Genomic DNA, 18,180 nt, shown 5'->3' with positions numbered 1-18,180 from the left:
GTGGCCGGGTGGGCACCCACGATCGTGACGCGGGTGACAACCGCACGAGTCTGCTGGTACGGGAGAGGGGACTTGAACCCCCACGTCCTTTCGGACACAGGAACCTAAATCCTGCGCGTCTGCCGTTTCGCCACTCCCGCTTGCGTTGCTGAGTCTAGAGCGCCGCCCCGCGACGGTGTGGTGCCCGTGCCCGCACGTGACGTTCAGTCGAGGCCGAGGTCGCGCCGGAGCTTGGCGACGTGGCCGGTGGCCTTGACGTTGTAGAGCGCGCGCTCGATCTTGCCGTCCGCGTCGATGACGAACGTGGAGCGGATCACGCCGGTGACCGTCTTGCCGTAGAGCTGCTTCTCGCCGTACGCGCCGTAGGCCGTCAGGACGGACTTGTCGGGGTCGGACACGAGCGGGAAGGTGATGCCGTCCCGGTCGCGGAACTTCGCGAGCTTCTCCGGCTTGTCGGGGGAGATGCCGACCACCTCGTAGCCGGCGGCCTGGAGCGAGGCGAGCGAGTCGCGGAAGTCGCACGCCTGCTTCGTGCAGCCGGGGGTCATGGCCGCCGGGTAGGCGTACAGGATCACCCGGCGACCGCGCAGGTCGGCCAGGGACAGCGTGTCACCGGTGTCGGTGGTGAGGGTGAACTCGGGCGCGGGGTCACCGGGGGAGAGGCGGTCGGGTGCGGTCATGGCCCCGACCCTACCGCCGGCCGGGACGGCCCGGCCGACCCCGGCGCGCCGGGCGTCGTGATCAACACCATCCCTTGTTGCCAAGTCTTGGCAACAAGCAGGTGTGAGAAATAGGCTGATCCCGCCGGCGAGGACCGGCGCGCCGAACGCGTGGGAGGTCGCGTGGAAACCCTGGCGATGCACATCTCGAACGGGATCATCAACGGTCCGGTCGCCGCGGTCTTCGCGGCGCTCGCACTGGCCGCCCTGACCGTCTGCGTGCTGCGCGGCCGGCGTGACCTGGACGACCGGCTGGCCCCGATGGCCGGCCTGGTCGCCGCGTTCATCTTCGCCGTGCAGATGCTCAACTTCCCGATCTTCACCGCGGGCGTGAGCGGCCACCTCCTCGGCGGCGCGCTCGCCGCGATGCTCGTTGGCCCATGGGTCGGCGCGCTCTGCGTGGCGGTGGTGCTGGTCGTGCAGGCGCTGGTCTTCGGTGACGGCGGCGTGGCGATGCTCGGCCTGAACATCACCAACATGGCGCTGCTCGGCACGGCCGCCGCGTACCTGCTGATCGCGGTCCTGCTGCGGGTGCTGCCGCGCACCTCCACGGGCCTCGCGGTGACGGCCTTCGTCTCCGCCCTGCTGAGCGTGGTCGTCGCCTCGCAGGGCTTCGTCGTCCAGTACTGGCTGGGCGGCACCACGGACCTGGGCGGCAACCTCGCCGGCCTGTCCGGCACGATGGCCGGCGTCCACCTGCTGATCGGCATCGGCGAGGGCCTCATCACCGCGACCACGGTGGTCACCGTCGCCAAGGTGCGCCCCGATCTCGTCTACGCGCTGCGCGGGCTGCGTCGCCCCGTCACCACGCGCGCCGTTCCCGCTGTCGGAGGTGTCCGGTGAACAAGCGTCCCTGGGCGTTCGTCGTCGGCGGCCTGCTGGTCGCCCTCGTGCTCGCCGGCGTGGTGAGCAACTACGCCTCGTCCCACCCGGACGGGCTGGACTCCTCGTTGCTCAAGGGGTGCACCGTCGACGCCGACGACAACATCACGGGCGGCAGCTGCCCGGCGCAGCAGGCCAAGGACCACGAGCTGGCCGACAGCCCGCTGGCCGACTACGGCGTCCGCGGCGTCGACAACGGCTTCCTCTCCACCGGCCTGTCCGGCGTGCTCGGCGTGCTGCTCACGTTCGCCGTGGGGGCCGGCGCGTTCTGGCTGCTCCGCCGCCGGTCGACCGGCGACGCCACGTCCGGCGCCGACGCCACGTCCGGGGCCGTCTCGGGCGCCGACGGCGCCCGCGCCACCGGCCCGGCCGTACGGGGCTGACGGGGTGGGAGCTGGTCACGGGCACGTGCTGTACCGCGAGACCCCCTCGCCGGTGCACCGGCTGCCGCCCGAGGTCAAGATCGTCGCGATGGTGGTCTTCACCGTCGCGGTGGTGGCCACCCCGCGCGAGGCGTTCTGGGCCTTCGGGGCGTACGCCCTGCTGGTGGCGGCCGTCGCGGCGCTGGCGCGGGTGGGCCCGCGCTGGCTGCTCAGCCGGGCGCTGATCGAGCTGCCGTTCGTGCTGTTCGCGGTCGCGCTGCCGTTCCTCGGCGCGGGCGAGCGGGTCACGGTGGCCGGTCTGCACCTGTCCGTGGACGGCCTCTACGGCAGCTGGAACATCCTGGCCAAGGGCACGCTCGGGGTTCTCGCCTCGCTGCTGCTCGCCGCCACGACCACCACCCGTGACCTCATAATCGGCCTGGACCGGCTGCGCTGCCCGCAGATGCTCACCCAGATCGCCACGTTCATGCTGCGCTACCTCGACGTGCTGGTCGGCGAGGCCCGGCGGATGCGGGTGGCCCGGGTCTCCCGCGGCGACGACCCGCGCTTCCTCTGGCAGCTGCGCGGTTTCGCGGCCGGCGTGGGCGCGCTCTTCCTGCGCGCCTTCGAGCGCGGCGAGCGGGTCTACCTGGCGATGCTCTCCCGTGGCTACACCGGCCGGATGCCGGCCACCTGGCAGGGCGTGGGCGCGGCCACCTCCGCGCAGTGGCTGGTCGCGGCCACCGTGCCGGTGGTGGCGTCCGCCGTCGCCGCCGCCGCCGTCGTCCTGACATGATCGGGTACGTGCAGCCGACGACACCCAGCCTGGACGTCCGCGGGGTCCACTACGCGTACCCCGACGGGCACGTGGCCCTGCACGGGGTCGACCTCACCGTGCCGCGCGGCGAGCGGGTCGCCCTGCTCGGCCCGAACGGCGCCGGCAAGACCACCCTCGTGCTGCACCTCAACGGGATCCTCACCCCGGTCGAGGGGAGCGTGAGCGTCGGCGGGCTGACCGTGACGCCGGACCGGGCCACCCTGGCCGAGGTGCGGCGCCGGGTCGGCATCGTCTTCCAGGACCCGGACGACCAGCTCTTCCTGCCCACGGTCGCCGAGGACGTGGCGTTCGGTCCGGCCAACCTCGGGATGCGGGGCGCGGAGCTGGCCGCCCGGGTCGACGAGGCGCTCGCCGCCGTCGGGATGGCCGAGCACCGGGACCGCGCGCCGCACCACCTCTCGTTCGGGCAGCGCCGCCGGGTGGCGGTGGCCACGGTGCTCGCCATGCGTCCGGAGATCCTGGTCCTCGACGAGCCGTCGTCGAACCTCGACCCGGCCGCCCGGCGGGAGCTGGCCGAGATCCTCCGCGGCCTGCCGGTGACGATGCTCATGGTCACCCACGACCTGCCGTACGCCGCGGAACTCTGCGAGCGCTCGGTGATCCTCGACGGGGGCCGCATCGTGGCCGACGCCCCGACGCGGGACCTGCTCTCCGACGACGCCCTGCTGTCCCGGCACCGCCTGGAACTCCCGTACGGCTTCAACCCCCACCACGCCACCCCGCGCCCGTCCTGACCCCCCGCGATCTTGCACTTTCGGCCCCGACAAAAGCCGCACACCAGCCCAGATGAAGGGCACAAACTGCAAGATCGCGGGGCGGTCAGGAGGGGGTGAGGGTCAGGGGTGCGGGGTTCGGGTTGGGGTTGGCAGCGCGGGGGCGGGCGGCGTGCAGGCGCAGGATGCCGGCCGCGGTGGCACCCACGCCCGTGACCAGGACGAGCGCGACGAGCAGACGGGCGCCCGTGGCCGACCAGGGCACCGGGGCGACCGCCCGGGCGAACACGGCGGCGTTGCCCACGCCGGCGAACAACGCCAGGCACGCGCCGCCCAGCGCCACCGCGAAGTCCGCGGCGGGGCGGCGGGCCAGCGCGTACGCGCCCGCCGCGACCGCGCCGAAGCCGGTGAGCAGGATCCACAACTGGCCGGTGAGCAGCCCGAGAAGCAGGCCACCCACCCCCTGCGCGCCGGCGTCCAACTCCCGGCCCACGGTGTACGCCACCGCCGCCACCCCGCCGACGACCAGCAGCGCGCCCACCGCCGCGATCGACCGGGCGCCGAGCGTGGAGCCGGCCGCCGGCAGACCGAGCGCGCCGACCGCGAGCAGGCCGACGACGCTCACCGCCCACCAGGTGTACGCGTCCGGCGGGGGCACCCAGTCCAGCGTGCCGTGGATCTCCACGGGCTCGGTGCCGTCGCGCAGCGGCACCGCCCAGTCCCGCACCCGGTGCTCCCGGTCCGGTGCGGCCTGAGCCGCCGCCGGTGGGGCAGACTCCCGGTACAGCGTGCGCTGGTCGTGCCAGCGCACACTCGGCCCGTCGGCCACCCGACGCCAGGACGGGGCCGCGGCCGGATCGGCCTCCGCGGGGAGCGTCGTGTCGCCGGCGATCGTGCGGTTGAGGTACGTGGCGGGGGAGCGGGTGTTCTCGTACACCCCGTCCGGGCCGACGCGCAGGTACGGCTCGCCGGAGTAGCCCATCACCTCGACGGTCCGCCCGCTGCGGTTGGTCAGCTCCAGCCGGGCACCGGCCTCCACCGCCCGGACCTCCAGCCCCTCCCGCGCCGGGCTGATCCCGGTCACCGTCGTGCGGTAGTCGGTGCCGTCGGGGGCGTCCGCACCGTGTGCGGCCGCGGGAGCCGCGGTCGCCAGCGTGGCGGCGAGCGCGCCGGCCGCCACCAGCCCGGCGCGCGTCAGCAGGGTGCGGATCACTTGCCGGCCGCCGCCACGGCCGCCCGGATCCCCTCCGGGCTGCGGTCGGCGACCTGCTGACCGTCGATGACCACGGTGGGGGTGCCCGTGATGTTGTTCCGGGACGCCTGCTCGGTGACGTGGTCGGTCCACGGCTTGAACGTGCCGTCGCGTACGCAGGAGCCGAAGCTGTCTCGGTTCAGCCCGACCCCCGCGCCGATGTCGATCAGCTGGTCGTCGGTGAGCCCGGCGCTGCCCTCCGGGGGCTGCTGGCCGTAGAGCGCCTTGGCGTACTCGGCGAACTTGCCCTCCTGTGCGGCGCAGCCGGAGGCGGCGGAGGAGCGGGTGGAGTACTCGGTGGTGGAGAAGCGGTTCAGGTAGGCGACCGGGTGGTAGACGACCTTGATCTTGCCCTCGCTGATGAGCTGGTCGATCGTGGCGCCGCTGGTGTCCTGGAACTGCTTGCACACCGGGCAGAGGAAGTCCTCGTAGATGTCCACGGTCACCGGGCCGGACCCGACCACCACCCCGGTGCCGCCCTCGGCGGACCCGGCCGGCGCGGTGAACTCGGTCGACCGCTGGCTGGACCAGACGCCCCAGCCGATGAGGCCCGCGATCACGAGGACGGCCACCGCGCCCACCGATACCCAGAGCGTGCGCCGGCGCCGCCGTTCCCGCGCCAACTGCTGCTGGACCACCCGGGCCGCGCCCTTCTGCCCCTTGCGACTACTCATCCTCGTCCTCCACGACGGGCTCGCCCGTCAGCCAGCCGTCCACCGAGACGGGCGTGCGGGGCCAGACCAGCAGGAACCCCGCCAATACCAGAAATCCCAGGTCCCGGAGGATCTCCGGGAGATAACTCGGGGCCTGCCCCTCGGCGAGCTGGCCGCCGCTGCCGAAGCACCCGCAGTCGATGGCGAACCCGCGCGCCCAGGCCGAGGCGATCCCGGCGATGAAGACCACCAGCAGCAGCGCGGAGACCCCCGCCGTCAACCGGGTCGCCAGGCCCACCAACAGGAGTACGCCCAACGCCAGCTCGACGAACGGCAGGGCCGCACCGACCACGGTCGACACGTCGTACGGCAGGATCTGGTACGCGTTCACGGCGCGGCCGGAGGCGGCCAGATCATCGACCTTCGACGCCCCGGCGAGCAGCCAGACGGCGGCCAGGCCCAGCCGGGCGGCCGTGCCGAGCCAGGGCCGCACGGCGGGCCAGCGCGAGGCCGGGGTGGTGCTGGGTGCTGTCACGATCATTAGTCGTCCCGCCTCCGCCGGAAGTTCCGCGGTCAACCCGCGAGGGCGTCGCCGACCGCCGCGACCAGCTCGTCGCGGGCCCGCGCGACCCGGGACCGGATGGTGCCCACCGGCACCCCCTCCACGGCGGCGGCCTCGGCGTACGAGAGGCCGAGCAGCTGGGTGAGCACGAACGCGCCGCGCCGTTCGGCGGGGAGCCGGTGGAGCAGGTCGGCGGCGCCGAGCTGCCCGGCCGGGTCCGGGTACGGCCGGTCGGTGTGCGCGTGCGCGGTCAGGCGGTCGTCGAGCCGCCGGCGGCGGACCACCGACCGGAGGTGGTCGGCGCAGGCGCGCCGGGCGATGCCGAGCAGCCAGGTACGGGCGCTGGAGCGGCCCTCGAACGCCGGCAGTGCCCGGAACGCCCGGAGGTACGTCTCCTGAGTGAGGTCGTCCGCGCTGTCCGGATCCACGAGCGCCGCCGTGAACCGCCACACCTCCACCTGGGTGAGCCGGACGAACGCGGCCTGGGCGGCCGGGTCGCCGTCACGGGCGGAAAGCGCCCACTCGGTGGCCGCATCCCGGGCAGCGCCGGCCGGGTCGGCCGGGCCGGCGGCGGCGTCACGCGGGGCGGGGATCACGACACACCAGGTTACGCGGCGCACGACGGTGGACGAGGGTCCTTGGACTCTTCCATGGCCTGCGCCACGCCGGGAACTTTCCCCGCGCCCCGGCCGACTACCACGGCATGACATGCGACGACGTACGCGCGGCGCTGTCGGCACGGCTGGACGGTGAGGATCCGCAGGCGGCGCCGGCGGAGCTGGACGCGCACCTTGGCGGGTGCTCCGGGTGCCGGGTGTGGCTGGCCCGGGCCGAGGAGGTCACCCGCCTGGTCCGCGTGCAGGCGGTGGAGGTGCCCGACCTCACGGCGTCGGTGCTGGCGGCGGTGGCCGCCGACCCGCTGGCCGCCGGCCGGGCGCGGGAGGTCGCGCTGCGCGCCCGCCGCCAGGTGCTGCGGGTGGCGGTGGCCGTGGCGGCCGTCGCGCAGCTCGCCACCGCCCTGCCCATCCTCCTCGCCGGCCTGGGCGTGAGCGTGGACCCGCACACCAGCCGGGAGATGGCCTCCTTCGACGTGGCGCTCGCTGTCGGCTTCGTGCTGGCCGCGTGGCGGCCCGAGCGGGCACGGGCGTTCCTGCCGGTGGCGCTCGTGCTGGCGGCCTGCCTGGCCGGCACCAGCGCGGTGGACATCGCGAACTCGACCACCGCCCTGGTCCACGAGATCGGGCACCTGGCCGCCGTGGTCCAGGCCGGCCTGCTCTGGGCCCTCGTCCGCGTGGGCGGCGACGCCGAGCGGCCCCTCAGGCCGACGCTGGCGCCGGGGCGCGGATGAGCGCGTACGGCCCGGCGCCGCGTGGCGCCGACAGTCCGGCACGGTCGACGCGGGGTGGCCGCCGACGGCCCCGGTCGGGAAGCATGATCGCCATGACTGCTGCCCCTCGTCGCTGGCTCGCCCGGCTCTGCGCCACCGCCGGCCTGCTGGTCACCGCCGTCGCCCTCCTGATCGCGCCGGCCTCTCCCGCGAGTGCCCACGCCGTGCTGGTCAGCTCCAGCCCGGCGGCCTCGGCCGTCGTGCCCGCCGGGCCGGAGGAGGTGGTGCTGACCTTCAGCGAATCCGTCCGGAAGGTGCCCGACAAGATCCGGGTGATAGCGCCGGACGGTTCCCGTGCGGACCGGGGCGAGCCGTCCTTCGACGGGACGGTGGTCCACATCCCGGTGGACCCGGCGGGGGAGCGCGGCACCTACCTGGTCAGCTACCGGGTGATCTCGGCCGACAGCCACCCGGTCTCCGGCGCGTTCACCTACTCGGTGGGCGCGCCCTCGCCACCGCCCACGGACACCGGTGACACCGACCGGGCGGACCCGGTGGTCGGCACGGCCGTGAAGGTCGCCAAGTACCTCGGCTACGCCGGACTCGTGCTGCTCGTCGGGCCGGCGCTGGTGCTCGCCCTGCTCTGGCCCCGGCGGCTCGACCGGCGCGGCCCGGCCCGGCTCGCCTGGGCCGGCCTCGGCCTCGTCGTCCTCGCCACCCTCGCCGAGCTGTGGCTACAGGTGCCCTACACCGCCGGTGGCGGGCTCCTCGACGTGACCGGCGAGGGGTTCAGCAGCGTGCTGGGCAGCGCGTTCGGGGCGGCGCACCTGGTCCGGCTCGGCCTGCTGGCCGCGGCCGCCTTCCTGCTGCGCCCGCTGTTCGCCGGGCCGGTCGGGCGCGCCGACGGCGTCATCCTCACGGTGCTCGGCGTGGCGACGCTGGTGACGTGGCCGCTGGCCGGCCACCCGGCGGCCTCGCCGGCGCCGGCGGTCTCCGTGGTGGTCGACGCCGTGCACCTGGGCAGCATGGCGGTCTGGCTGGGCGGCCTGCTGATGCTCGCCGCGTTCCTGCTGCGCCGGGCCGACGAGCGGGAGCTGGGCGCGATCCTGCCGATCTGGTCCCGCTGGGCGGCGCTGGCCGTCTCCGCGCTGCTGCTCGGCGGCGTGGTGCAGGGCCTGATCGAGGTGGCCACTCCGGGCGCCCTGTTCAGCACCACCTACGGCCGGCTGTTGCTGGCCAAGATCGGGCTCTTCCTGCTGGTGATGGGCGTGGCCGCGTACTCCCGGCAGCTGGTGCGCCGCCGCGTCGCGGAACAGCGCCCGGCACCGGTGCGCCGGGCGGTCTGGGTGGAGCTGGCGATCACCGCGGTGGTGCTGGGCCTCTCGGCCACGCTGGTGCAGACACCGCCGGCCCGCACCGCCAACGAGGTCGCCGCCTCCTCGGCCGGCTACTTCACCGCCACGCTGAACAGCTCCCTGCTCTCCGTCCAGGTCGAGCTGGACCCGGCCGAGCGGGGCAACAACTCCATGCACCTCTACGCGTACACCAAGGAGAACCGCCCGCAGCCGGTGGTGGAGTGGAAGGCGACGGCGGCGTTGCCGTCGGCGGGGATCGAGCCGATCGAGATCCCGCTGCTGCCGCTCACCGACAACCACGCCACCGGCGAGATCAACCTGCCGGCCTCCGGTGACTGGCAGCTGAAGATCACGGCCCGTACGTCCGACATCGACCAGGCGACGGTGACCGCCACCGTGCCGATCCGTTAGAGAGAGGTCCCGTACCCATGATCCGTACCCGGCGTTCCGCGACGGCTGCCGCCGCCCTGGCGCTCGGCGCCGTCGCCACCGCGGTGCTCGGTTTCGCCGCGCCCGCCTCCGCCCACGTGACGGTCAACCCGAAGGAGGCGACCCAGGGCGGCTACGGCCGGATCGCGTTCCGGGTGCCGAACGAGAGCGACACGGCCTCCACCACGAAGATCGAGGTGGTGCTGCCGGAGAACGCGCCGGTCGGATCGGTCTCCACCATGCCCGTGCCGGGCTGGACGGTGGCGGTGGAGAAGCGGAAGGTGGACCCGCCGATCGACGTGCACGGCAGCCAGATCACCGAGGCGGTGTCCAAGCTGACGTGGACGGCGAGCGCGAACGCGGGCGTCAAGCCGGGCGAGTTCCAGGAGTTCCCGATCTCGCTGGGCCCGCTGCCGCAGGTCGACACGATGGTCTTCAAGACGCTGCAGACCTACTCGGACGGCAACGTGTCCCGGTGGATCGAGGAGCCGACCCCGGGTGGGGAGGAGCCGGAGGACCCGGCGCCGGTGCTCACCCTCACGGCGGCCTCGCCGTCGGCGTCCGCCGCTCCGGTGGCGGCCACGGCCCCCGAGGCCGACGATGACGACGACGAGGGCGAGGGGAACGGGGCCGCGCTGGGGCTCGGCATCGCCGGCCTGATCGCCGGGCTCGGCGGCCTGGCGCTGGGCGGGCTCGCGTTCGCCCGTACCCGCCGCGGGCCGGCCACGACGGCCTGACCCGTATCCGTCACGTGGGCCCGCCGGTGTTCCGGCGGGCCCGCGGTCTTTCCCCCGATCGCGTGCCGTGGATATCCCCTGATCGGCCGGTCGACGTCGGTAAGGTCGGCCGGGTACCTGGCTACGGAGGGGGACGGAACGGATGCGGTTCGTACGCGCGTTCGCCGGAATGCTGCTGCTGATCATCGGTCTGCCGGCGCTGCTCGCCGGCGGCACGCTCTGGCTGGTCATCCGGCACGCGGACCCGAGTGGCGCGTTCACGGCCCGCTTCGAGACCGTGCAGACGACCGGTCACGCGATGGTGGTCACGGACCTCGACCGCCTGCTGCGGCGGGAGGCGCCGTTCACCCGGCTCGGGCAGACCCGGCTGCGGATCGAGGCCCGCACGCCGGACGGCCCCGCGTTCCTCGGTCTGGCTCCCGCGGACGAGGCGCGGCGCTGGCTCGAGCCCGTACCGCACGCCACGGTGCGGCGCGTGGCGCTGGCCCGCGGGCCGCTGCCGGTCCGCCTCGACCCGGCCGGCACCGCGCCGTCGGCCGGGACCCCGGCCGCCGGGCTCGCGCCGACCGACCGTCCACGATGGGTACGCGAGGGCGTCGGCGCGATCGAGTGGACGCCGGACGAGCTGGCCGGCCGCCCGCTGAGCCTCGTGGTGACGCGTCCGGACGGCGGGCCGAATCTCACGCTGGACCTGCGGGCCGAGTTTCGCGCCGGCTGGATGGCGCCGGCCATGTGGGGCCTGCTCGCCGGTGGCGTGCTGCTGGTGACGTTCGCCGTGCTGCTGCTGTTCCGCCCCGTACGCCCGCGCGAGGTGATCTTCGTGGTGGAGCCGGACCAGGTGCCGGTGCTCGCCGGCCGGCTCGGGGTCTCCTCGCTCAGCGGGCTGGGTGCGCAGCCGCGCAGTGCCGACGACCGGGCGGTGATGACGCAGCGGCAGCTGGCCGCCGTCGGCTCCGGCCCGCCCGAGCGGTCCGCCATCGGCGCGGTGCCCGCCGGTCGGCCGGCCAGTCTCGCGGACCTCGTCGGAGACGAGCGGGCCGGCGCGGAGGCCGGTCACGGCGCGGTCGGGTCGGCGGCGCCGGCCGCCGCGAGCCCGCCCGGTGTGTCGCTCACGCTGGCCTGGCCGCCGGCGCAGCCGGAGCGCACCGTCCGGCCCGTACCGCTGAACGGTGACGCGGATCCCGTCGACGGGCGGCCCGCCTGACGGTGCCCGGACGACGAGCGGCCCTCCGCGCTGCCGACGCGGAGGGCCGCCCACACCGGGGGATCGGTGCCGCTACCCAAGTTGCCCCTGAGGTAGGTGAGGCCAGATTAGCGCCGATCGTCGCTACTCGGGGCCTCTGTCCATTTGGTGCAACTTCTGGGGTGCCTCCGCGCGGTCGCGCTGCCCGGCGGGACCGACCGGCGGCCGGGTCGGCAGGGTGGCCAGCAGCAGGAGGCTGAGCAGCACGTACGTGTTGCGGACCAGGAACTCCCAGGGCGAGTCGGTGCGTGCCGGCGCGACACCCCAGTCCTGGAACGAGACGACGCCGTAGATGATCACGAGGGCCGTACCGATGGCCAGGACGCCCAGCCAGCGCCGGCGCGCCACACCCGCTCCCGGCGGACCGGCGGCGGTGGTGGCGAGGTCGGCTCCCGGCCGCCCGGGGCGCAGCGCCGCGTCGGCGAGCACCACCACCGCCGGGATGAACCAGTAGAGGTGGTGGGTCCAGGTGATCGGGCTGACGAGACCGCCGATCAGCCCGGTCAGGGTCAGGCCGGCGAGATGGTCGCCGGCGCGGGCGGCCCGCGCCGCCCGCCACAGCCCGTACGCGGCCACCACGGCGACCAACAGCAGCCACGGCAGCCGGTCCGGCTTGTCGGGCGCCGTGAACCGGCTCAGCAGACCGAAGAGCGACTGGTTACCCGTGTAGTCGGTGCGCCCGACCCGGTCAGTGGCCCACAGCTCGTGGGTCCAGAACCGCCACGAGTCGTCCGGCGCGACCGCCGCCGCCAGGAGCGTCGCCGCCGCGGCGGTCGCGCTGGCCACCGCGGCGGCCCACCAGCGCCGGCAGGCGAGCAGGTAGACGATGAAGATCCCCGGAAAGATCTTGAGCGCCGTCGCGAGGCCCACGCCGACCCCCGCCCAGCGCCGCCCCTGGGGTACGGCGAACAGCAGGTCGGCGAGGATCAGCACGACGAGCAGCATGTTGATCTGACCGAAGGTGATCGTCTCCCGGGTGCTCTCCACGGCCAGCACGAGCAGCACCGCCACCGTCACGGTGAACACCCGCGGCAGGCCGTGCCGGGCGATCATCGGGGCGACCAGCCAGCGCGTGGTCACCACGACACCCAGGACGGTGAGCACCGTGAAGATCGTCACGGTGGCGCCGAGCGGGATCAGCGCGAACGGGCGCAGCAGCAGCGCGCTGAACGGCGGGTAGGTGAAGTAGAGCTCGCCCTGGACCCGGTCCGGCTGGACGTAGTCGTAGAGCGGGTTGCCGTCCGCCCACCACCGCATCGCCCGCATGTAGATCTTCAGGTCGAAGAAGTCGTGTACCCGGCCGGGCAGGTAGAGCGCCGGAAGCACGGCAGCCAGCGCCACCACCGTGACGAGCCGGCGGACCGTGCGGCCACCGGGGTCGTCGTCGGTGACGGCGGGCGGTGCGACGGGTTCGGGTGGCACGGAGGAAACCCTAGCGGGCCGGTCCCCGTAGAGCCCGCAGCCGCGGCACGTGGGCTGCGCGTAGTCTGTGCCGGTGGCTGATCTCCTCGTCTGGATCGACTGTGAGATGACCGGGTTGGACCTCGGCAGGGACAAGCTGATCGAGGTCGCCGCACTGGTCACCGATCCCGATCTCAACGTGCTCGGTGACGGTGTCGACGTGGTGATCCACGCGGACGGGGCGGCGCTGGACGCCATGCCGGAGATCGTCCGCACCATGCACGCGAAGTCGGGGCTCACCGAGGAGGTCCGCCGATCCACGGTCAGCCTGGCCGAGGCGGAGGACAGGGTCCTCGACTACGTCAGCACGTTCGTGAAGGATCCGCGTACGGCCCCGCTGTGCGGCAACTCGATCGCCACCGACCGTGGCTTCATCGCCCGGGACATGCCCCGGCTCGACAACCACCTGCACTACCGGATGATCGACGTCTCGTCGATCAAGGAGCTGTGCCGGCGGTGGTACCCGCGGGTGTACTTCGGCCAGCCGGCCAAGGGGCTGGCGCACCGGGCGCTCGCGGACATCCGGGAGAGCATCCGCGAACTGGAGTACTACCGGCGCACGGTCTTCGTGCCGCTGCCCGGCCCGGACGTGGAGAGCGCCAAGGCCATCGCGGCCGAACTCTGACCGGCGTCGGAGCGGGATCCGGCGGTCGCTGACCCGCGCCCGCCACGGCGGTGGAACCCGCTGGACGTGGTCGCCCCGTCGGGGGCTATTATTGGTCCGCACCCCGCCCGGGGCGATCAACCGGGCGCGGCGGCATGGTGGCTGTAGCTCAGTTGGCAGAGCACCGGGTTGTGGTCCCGGTTGTCGTGGGTTCAATTCCCATCAGTCACCCGGCACACGAAAGCCCCCTCCTTCCGGAGGGGGCTTTCGTCGTTCGCGGGGAGCCGGTCAGCCCGTCGGGCCGGCCGTGGCGCTGGCGGTGGTGTCCGGGTCCGCGGTCGACTCGGCGCCGGGCTCCGCGGGCGGCTCGTACGGCAGGGCGCTGCCCTCGACGTACTCGTCCCAGCTCATGTTCCAGTCGGTCCAGCCGTTGCCGTTCTGGAGCTTGCGCTCGGTGCCCTTCACCGTGATCGGGTCACCGATCCGGGTGTTGGCGAAGAGCCACGCGCCGTCGGCCATCGAGACGTTCACGCAGCCGTGCGAGACATTGACGCTGCCCTGCTGTCCCTCCGACCAGGGCGCGGCGTGGATGAACTCCCCGCCCCAGGTGAGCCGCTGGGCGTAGTCGATCTTCGTGCGGTAGCCCTCCTCGGGGCCCAGCTCCTCGAACGTGTCGAAGACCGTCTTGCGCAGCTTCTCGATCACCACCATGGTGCCGCTCGACGAGGGAGTGCTCTTCTTGCCGAGGCTCACCAGGATGGTCTTGATCGCCTTGCCGTCCTTGGTGACCGTCATCCGCTTGGTCTTGTTGTCGACCGTCATGACCAGCGACGGGCCGATCTTGATGTCCACCGTGAGGTCGGCCCGGCCGTACCAGCCGTCGCCCATGGGCAGGCCGCCGGCCTGGACGCGGTACGAGACCTTGCTGTTGGCCTTCCAGAACGTCTTCGGCCGGTAGCGGATCTCGGTGGGGCTCACCCAGTGCCAGATGCCTTCCTGAGCCGGCGTCGAGGTGACCGTCATGCGGCGCTGCACGTCGTCGCGGTAGTCCTCGGGGACCGCCCGGCTGAACTTGACGATCAGCGGCATGCCCACGCCGACCACTTGGCCGTCGCCGAGGAAGCTGCTGATGCGGATCTGCTTGCCGGGCTTGGCCATCGTGGTGAACGTGCTGGTCGCCGTGGCGGGCCGGCCGTCGTCACCGGTCGCCGTCACAGTCGCCGTGTACGTCTCGCCGTACTTCAGCGCGCCGGCCGGCAGCCAGCTCTTGCCGTCCGCCGCGAGCTTGCCCTCGACGGCCTCGCCGGCCGAGTCCTTCAGCTCGACCGTGGTCTCCACGGCGTCCTTCGTGGTGAAGGCGATGCCGGTGGAGGCGGGGACGTCCTTGGCGTCGGCCTGCGGCTCGCTGATGGTCGCCGCCGCCTTCGGGGCGGGGGTCTCGTTGCCGCCCTGCCAGGACGACGGCTTCCCGCCGCCCCCGTCGGTGCACGCGGCGGTGAACGCCAGCGCGACGGCGAGCACCCCCGCGGCAAGGACGCGGCGTCGCCCGGTGGGCCCGGCGCCGCGAGGCCGGTTCAGTTTGTCCTGGTCAGCTCGCATGATTCCCTCACAGTGTGGTCCCCGCACACGGCCATCGTCTCTCACAGACGCACCAGAACACGTACCCGTTGCAAGGGGTGAAACGAAACACTCCGCGACATCGCGCCCGAATGTTGCTAGAATTTGACGCTTTGTGAGGCCGACTCGCTTCCGCGGCACGGAAAAGCGCCCGCCGCGACGCCGGCCGGCCGAGCGGCCGGCGTCACGGGACCGCGAGTTCAGAGCAACGGACCGGCCCCGCCCTTGGGTACCGGCAGGGCGCTGCCCTTGATGAAGTCCGACCAGCTCAGGCTCCACGCCGTCCAGCCGTTGCCGGCGGTCAGCCGGCGCTCGGTGCCCTTGATGGTGATCGGGTCACCGATCTTCGTCTTCGAGAACAGCCACCGCGCGTTCGCCATCGAGACGTTCACGCACCCGTGCGAGACGTTCTGCCGGCCCTGCACGTGCTCCGACCAGGGCGCGGCGTGGATGTACTCGCCACCCCACGTCAGGCGCTGGGCGAACTCGATGTCCGTCACGTAGCGGTTGGCGGGATCGGGGTCGTCCCGGGTGTCGAAGACGGTCTTCTCCTTCTTCTCCATCACCACCATGGTGCCGCTGGAGGAGGGGGTGCTCCGCTTGCCGAGGCTCACCGGGAGGGTCCGGATGACCTTGCCGTTCTCGTACACCGTCATCTGCTTGGTGGCGTTGTCGACCTTCATCACGAAGGACCCGCCGATCTTGGCGGTGGCCTTGCGGTCCACGTCGCCGTACCGGCCGTTGCTCAGCGGGACGCCGGCGAGCGCGATCCGGACGGTGAGCGTCGTGCCCGGCTTCCAGTACTCGGGCGCCCGGTAGTACGCCTGGCTGCCGTTGCCGACCCAGTGCCAGGCGCCCGGCTGCGGCGGGTCGGTCCGGACGAACATCCGCTTCTGCAGGGCGGCCCGGTCCTTCTTCGGGATGCCCGGGTGGAACTCGACGACCACCGGCATGGCGACGCCGTACGTCTTGTCGTCGAAGAGGTAGAGGCCGGAGCCGATCGTGGACTTCGGCTTCTTCATGGTGGTGAAGGTGCTCGTACCCTCGCGGGTCTCGCCGTCCTTGCCCGTCGAGGTGACGGTGGCCGTGTACGTGGTGCCGTACTTCAGCGGGCTGTTCGGCACCCACGACGAGCCGTCGGTGCGCAGCTTGCCCTGGACCTTGGCGCCGTCGGCGCTGGCCAGGGTGACCTGGGACACCTTGCCGCCGTCCGGCAGCTCGGCGCTGATCTCGGTGCTGACCGGCCGGTTCTTGGCGCCGTTCGCCGGGCTGAGCGCTAGTGGCGGGCCGGCGGGCGTGGACGGGTCGATCGGCCCGCCCGAGGCCGCAGCGACGCTGCTGCCCGGTGTCGCACCATCGACGAACGATGGTTTCTGCTGGTCGTCACCGCACCCGGTCAGTGCCAGCGACGCCGCCAGGGCCAGGGCACCCACCACCGCCCCGGCCCGCGTGAACCTGCCCATCCCCACCTCTGTTCTCGCGTGCCTGGGCGACATCGTGCCGCATGGAGGCCCGTGGGCAGGACCCCGGACGTCGAGGGCTGGGGTGTTTGACCGTTTTGTCCGTTAAGCTCGTCCGAAGGGGGGAGCCCGGTATCGGATTGGAACCCCGATCCGGGGCCGTGCTAAGGTTCTCCCCGTTGCCAGCGAGCGCCGCTAGCTCAACTGGCAGAGCAGCGGACTCTTAATCCGCGGGTTCGGGGTTCGAGTCCCTGGCGGCGCACCAGCAATCAAGGCCCTGACCTGGCGTTTCACGCCGGGTCAGGGCCTTTTGTGTCCATTTCGGTGGGCCAGGTGCTCCCCGGGTGCTCGGGGGCGGTTGGACGGTTCCGGCAAGCTGCGGACGTGACGCCGGTGGACACCAGCCACCCAACCCCTTGGGTGGCGCGCGGCCGGCAGCCGGGGTGCCGGCCGAGACGTGGCTCCGTCCTCAGGGGTTCCTCATGGCCGATCCTGGCTCTGGCACTCTTCGGGACGCGGCGTCCTGTGGATCATGCGGGAGGATCCGTGCTGTGGATGTCCCCGAGCTTCTTCGTCGAGCTGCCTGTCACGTGCCTGCGGCCGCGTCGGATGAGGCCGGCACGACGGTGGCCGATGCGAACGAGTATCTCGATCATGATGAGTGGGAGATCGCTCTGGACATCCTCGTGGAACTTGGCGACGCGTATAGATCCCAGATCGCCTTCTGGGATCTGCTCGCGGAGGCTGCCCGGATGATGTGGCTTTCCCGGACCGAGCGGTGGTGCCACTGGCGTCGCTTCGAAGTTGTTCACGGGGTGGTTCGCGCCGACCTTCAGCTCGTGGATCCGGGCGTCGCCGGCGGCAGGCGGATTCCCATTCCCGGCGACGGGCGCCTCCGTCCGCTGTGGGACATCGGCGATGTGACGGCGGCGGGCGACCCGGACCTGTACGTCGCACGGCTCTGGGTCGAGTCACAGCCGGATCTTCAGCCCGGCGGGAGAGCGGTGGTCCGCCTGGCTCCGCTGAGTCCACAACGGTGGCGACGTCTGGTGCCCGGCCATGTGATCACGATGCACGAACAGAGGCCGGTGGCCGGGACCGCGACCATCGTCGAGTCGGCGCTCCCGTTGGACGAGGCGGCGGCTGTCGCCGCGGCGGTGGCGGATCCTGTCGTTACTGGCACAGGTTGAGGACACATGCGCACCACCACGATCGGCGACGTGAAGGTCCTGCTGCCGGACCTCGACCCGGACGACCTCGACACCGCCACGGACCTCGCCGACGGCCTCACCGAGGCCCTCGTCGAGGGCGCCGCGTGGCACGGCTCGCACCTTGAGGACGTGAGCATCCGCAGCAGCCTGCTCACCGGTGTGGACCTCAGCGAGAGCACCTGGGAGGCCGGCAGCCTCTACGGCTGCGAGATCACCCGCACCGACTTCTCCGGCGCGACCCTCACCGGCATCACCATCGAACGCTGCACCATCACCGGCTCACGGTTCACCGGCACGAGACTCTCCGACGTACGCCTCGAGGACGTCCTGTTCGACGGCTGCCGCTTCGACTACGCCACCTTCCAACGCGTCACCGCCGCAGGATCGGTCGCCTTCGCCGACTGCTCCCTCACCGACGGTGCGTGGTCTTCCTGTCGACTACCGCGCATCGCACTGCGGTCATGTGATCTCGCCGGTCTGGAACTTTGCTCCTGCCACCTCGATGGCACCGACCTGCGGGGCAGCCGGCTCCACGGCCTCAAGACGCCGCTGGACAACCTGCGTGGCGTCACCCTCGGCGAAGACCAACTTCCTGACCTCACGCAACTGACCGTCGCTGCCCTCGACCTCACCGTTCGCAACGAGTAAAGCCGAGGAGGCATCGCAGCGGGTGATCCACACCAGATAGCCGATATGGCGGCATCCCGCCCAGGGCGAACGCACCAGATCGGCGAAACGGAGTCGATCACGCCTGA

General features: G+C 72.6%; 18 protein-coding genes, 3 tRNA genes and 1 pseudogene. 13 read left to right on the top strand and 9 right to left on the bottom strand.

Annotation, left to right across the window (positions count from 1 at the left end; genetic code table 11):
* Nucleotides 1-54: 54 nt before the first annotated feature.
* Together D7193_RS05750 and bcp are read right to left on the bottom strand one after the other, a co-directional pair.
* Nucleotides 55-140 (bottom strand) — tRNA-Leu (locus D7193_RS05750).
* A gap of 63 nt (nucleotides 141-203) precedes the next feature.
* On the bottom strand, nucleotides 204-680 hold the full coding sequence (gene bcp / locus D7193_RS05745) for a thioredoxin-dependent thiol peroxidase (protein WP_120778270.1): 477 nt from the start codon (nucleotides 678-680) through the stop codon (nucleotides 204-206).
* Between the two features lie 162 nt (nucleotides 681-842).
* On the opposite strand from bcp, the gene D7193_RS05740 reads away from it, so the two are divergent.
* Genes D7193_RS05740 through D7193_RS05725 form a run of 4 tightly spaced genes read left to right on the top strand, consistent with a single transcriptional unit; the run spans nucleotide 843 to nucleotide 3,535 of the window.
* Nucleotides 843-1,562 (top strand): energy-coupling factor ABC transporter permease, encoded by a 720-nt coding sequence (locus D7193_RS05740; RefSeq protein ID WP_120778269.1) that lies wholly within the window; start codon nucleotides 843-845, stop codon nucleotides 1,560-1,562.
* Nucleotides 1,559-1,984, top strand: coding sequence for a PDGLE domain-containing protein (locus tag D7193_RS05735; RefSeq protein WP_120778268.1), 426 nt, complete (start codon nucleotides 1,559-1,561; stop codon nucleotides 1,982-1,984). The genes D7193_RS05740 and D7193_RS05735 overlap by 4 nt, the downstream gene beginning before the upstream one ends.
* 4 nt (nucleotides 1,985-1,988) lie before the next feature.
* Nucleotides 1,989-2,759: a cobalt ECF transporter T component CbiQ gene (gene cbiQ, locus D7193_RS05730; protein ID WP_120778267.1), complete on the top strand. Its 771-nt coding sequence runs from the start codon at nucleotides 1,989-1,991 to the stop codon at nucleotides 2,757-2,759.
* The gene (locus tag D7193_RS05725; protein ID WP_120778266.1) at nucleotides 2,756-3,535 is read left to right on the top strand and encodes an energy-coupling factor ABC transporter ATP-binding protein; all 780 of its coding nucleotides are present in this window, start codon (nucleotides 2,756-2,758) and stop codon (nucleotides 3,533-3,535) included. The genes cbiQ and D7193_RS05725 overlap by 4 nt, the downstream gene beginning before the upstream one ends.
* 85 nt (nucleotides 3,536-3,620) lie before the next feature.
* On the opposite strand, the gene D7193_RS05720 is transcribed toward D7193_RS05725, so the two are convergent.
* The 4 genes from D7193_RS05720 to D7193_RS05705 are packed head-to-tail and all read right to left on the bottom strand — an operon-like array spanning nucleotide 3,621 to nucleotide 6,577.
* The gene (locus D7193_RS05720) at nucleotides 3,621-4,727 is read right to left on the bottom strand and encodes a hypothetical protein (RefSeq protein ID WP_120778265.1); all 1,107 of its coding nucleotides are present in this window, start codon (nucleotides 4,725-4,727) and stop codon (nucleotides 3,621-3,623) included.
* Nucleotides 4,724-5,440, bottom strand: a complete 717-nt coding sequence (locus D7193_RS05715) for a DsbA family protein (protein WP_120778264.1) — start codon at nucleotides 5,438-5,440, stop codon at nucleotides 4,724-4,726. The genes D7193_RS05720 and D7193_RS05715 overlap by 4 nt, the downstream gene beginning before the upstream one ends.
* A complete protein-coding gene (locus D7193_RS05710; RefSeq protein WP_120778263.1) occupies nucleotides 5,433-5,960 on the bottom strand; it encodes a MauE/DoxX family redox-associated membrane protein in 528 nt (175 codons plus the stop codon). The genes D7193_RS05715 and D7193_RS05710 overlap by 8 nt, the downstream gene beginning before the upstream one ends.
* A 32-nt stretch (nucleotides 5,961-5,992) precedes the next feature.
* Nucleotides 5,993-6,577 (bottom strand): sigma-70 family RNA polymerase sigma factor, encoded by a 585-nt coding sequence (locus D7193_RS05705; protein ID WP_120778262.1) that lies wholly within the window; start codon nucleotides 6,575-6,577, stop codon nucleotides 5,993-5,995.
* Nucleotides 6,578-6,684: 107 nt separating this feature from the next.
* Here D7193_RS05705 and D7193_RS05700 point away from each other — a divergent pair, with 107 nt between their 5' ends.
* From D7193_RS05700 to D7193_RS34805, 4 genes and pseudogenes are all read left to right on the top strand, one after another.
* On the top strand, nucleotides 6,685-7,329 hold the full coding sequence (locus D7193_RS05700; protein ID WP_120778261.1) for a zf-HC2 domain-containing protein: 645 nt from the start codon (nucleotides 6,685-6,687) through the stop codon (nucleotides 7,327-7,329).
* Between the two features lie 83 nt (nucleotides 7,330-7,412).
* Nucleotides 7,413-9,074 (top strand): copper resistance CopC/CopD family protein, encoded by a 1,662-nt coding sequence (locus D7193_RS05695; RefSeq protein WP_120778260.1) that lies wholly within the window; start codon nucleotides 7,413-7,415, stop codon nucleotides 9,072-9,074.
* Nucleotides 9,075-9,091: 17 nt separating this feature from the next.
* Nucleotides 9,092-9,829: a YcnI family copper-binding membrane protein gene (locus D7193_RS05690; RefSeq protein WP_120778259.1), complete on the top strand. Its 738-nt coding sequence runs from the start codon at nucleotides 9,092-9,094 to the stop codon at nucleotides 9,827-9,829.
* A 670-nt stretch (nucleotides 9,830-10,499) separates the two neighbouring features.
* A pseudogene (locus tag D7193_RS34805) lies at nucleotides 10,500-11,033 on the top strand (hypothetical protein); the annotation flags it as partial.
* A gap of 123 nt (nucleotides 11,034-11,156) precedes the next feature.
* Here D7193_RS34805 and D7193_RS05680 read toward each other — a convergent pair.
* Nucleotides 11,157-12,494, bottom strand: coding sequence for a glycosyltransferase 87 family protein (locus D7193_RS05680; protein ID WP_120778257.1), 1,338 nt, complete (start codon nucleotides 12,492-12,494; stop codon nucleotides 11,157-11,159).
* A gap of 67 nt (nucleotides 12,495-12,561) precedes the next feature.
* On the opposite strand from D7193_RS05680, the gene orn reads away from it, so the two are divergent.
* Together orn and D7193_RS05670 are read left to right on the top strand one after the other, a co-directional pair.
* Nucleotides 12,562-13,158, top strand: coding sequence for an oligoribonuclease (orn, locus tag D7193_RS05675; RefSeq protein ID WP_120778256.1), 597 nt, complete (start codon nucleotides 12,562-12,564; stop codon nucleotides 13,156-13,158).
* A gap of 137 nt (nucleotides 13,159-13,295) precedes the next feature.
* Nucleotides 13,296-13,368, top strand: a tRNA-His gene (locus tag D7193_RS05670).
* Nucleotides 13,369-13,425: 57 nt separating this feature from the next.
* On the opposite strand, the gene D7193_RS05665 is transcribed toward D7193_RS05670, so the two are convergent.
* On the bottom strand, nucleotides 13,426-14,736 hold the full coding sequence (locus tag D7193_RS05665; RefSeq protein ID WP_120778255.1) for a L,D-transpeptidase: 1,311 nt from the start codon (nucleotides 14,734-14,736) through the stop codon (nucleotides 13,426-13,428).
* Between the two features lie 218 nt (nucleotides 14,737-14,954).
* Entirely contained in the window at nucleotides 14,955-16,217 is a 1,263-nt protein-coding gene (locus D7193_RS05660) for a L,D-transpeptidase (protein WP_120778254.1), read from the bottom strand.
* A gap of 186 nt (nucleotides 16,218-16,403) precedes the next feature.
* On the opposite strand from D7193_RS05660, the gene D7193_RS05655 reads away from it, so the two are divergent.
* The 3 genes from D7193_RS05655 (at nucleotide 16,404) to D7193_RS05645 (ending at nucleotide 18,073) form a co-directional block, all read left to right on the top strand.
* A tRNA-Lys gene (locus tag D7193_RS05655) sits at nucleotides 16,404-16,479 on the top strand.
* Between the two features lie 286 nt (nucleotides 16,480-16,765).
* Entirely contained in the window at nucleotides 16,766-17,404 is a 639-nt protein-coding gene (locus tag D7193_RS05650) for a hypothetical protein (RefSeq protein WP_241562820.1), read from the top strand.
* Nucleotides 17,405-17,410: 6 nt separating this feature from the next.
* Complete coding sequence (locus tag D7193_RS05645; RefSeq protein WP_120778253.1) at nucleotides 17,411-18,073, top strand: pentapeptide repeat-containing protein; 663 nt, start codon at nucleotides 17,411-17,413, stop codon at nucleotides 18,071-18,073.
* Nucleotides 18,074-18,180 lie beyond the last annotated feature (107 nt).

This window comes from Micromonospora costi, from assembly GCF_003626655.1.
Taxonomy (GTDB): Bacteria; Actinomycetota; Actinomycetes; order Mycobacteriales; family Micromonosporaceae; genus Micromonospora; species Micromonospora costi.
Note: the sequence above shows the minus strand (reverse complement) of the source record. Positions and strands in the feature narration are given on the sequence as shown.

Excerpts from the sequence above, each read along its gene's own strand:
- bcp (WP_120778270.1), bottom strand. The coding sequence starts at position 680 with ATGACCGCACCCGACCGCCTCTCCCCCGGTGACCCCGCGCCCGAGTTC.
- D7193_RS05695 (WP_120778260.1), top strand. The coding sequence starts at position 7,413 with ATGATCGCCATGACTGCTGCCCCTCGTCGCTGGCTCGCCCGGCTCTGC.
- D7193_RS05710 (WP_120778263.1), bottom strand. The coding sequence starts at position 5,960 with ATGATCGTGACAGCACCCAGCACCACCCCGGCCTCGCGCTGGCCCGCC.
- D7193_RS05690 (WP_120778259.1), top strand. The coding sequence starts at position 9,092 with ATGATCCGTACCCGGCGTTCCGCGACGGCTGCCGCCGCCCTGGCGCTC.
- D7193_RS05660 (WP_120778254.1), bottom strand. The coding sequence starts at position 16,217 with ATGGGCAGGTTCACGCGGGCCGGGGCGGTGGTGGGTGCCCTGGCCCTG.
- D7193_RS05725 (WP_120778266.1), top strand. The coding sequence starts at position 2,756 with ATGATCGGGTACGTGCAGCCGACGACACCCAGCCTGGACGTCCGCGGG.
- D7193_RS05700 (WP_120778261.1), top strand. The coding sequence starts at position 6,685 with ATGACATGCGACGACGTACGCGCGGCGCTGTCGGCACGGCTGGACGGT.
- D7193_RS05665 (WP_120778255.1), bottom strand. The coding sequence starts at position 14,736 with ATGCGAGCTGACCAGGACAAACTGAACCGGCCTCGCGGCGCCGGGCCC.
- D7193_RS05715 (WP_120778264.1), bottom strand. The coding sequence starts at position 5,440 with ATGAGTAGTCGCAAGGGGCAGAAGGGCGCGGCCCGGGTGGTCCAGCAG.
- D7193_RS05645 (WP_120778253.1), top strand. The coding sequence starts at position 17,411 with ATGCGCACCACCACGATCGGCGACGTGAAGGTCCTGCTGCCGGACCTC.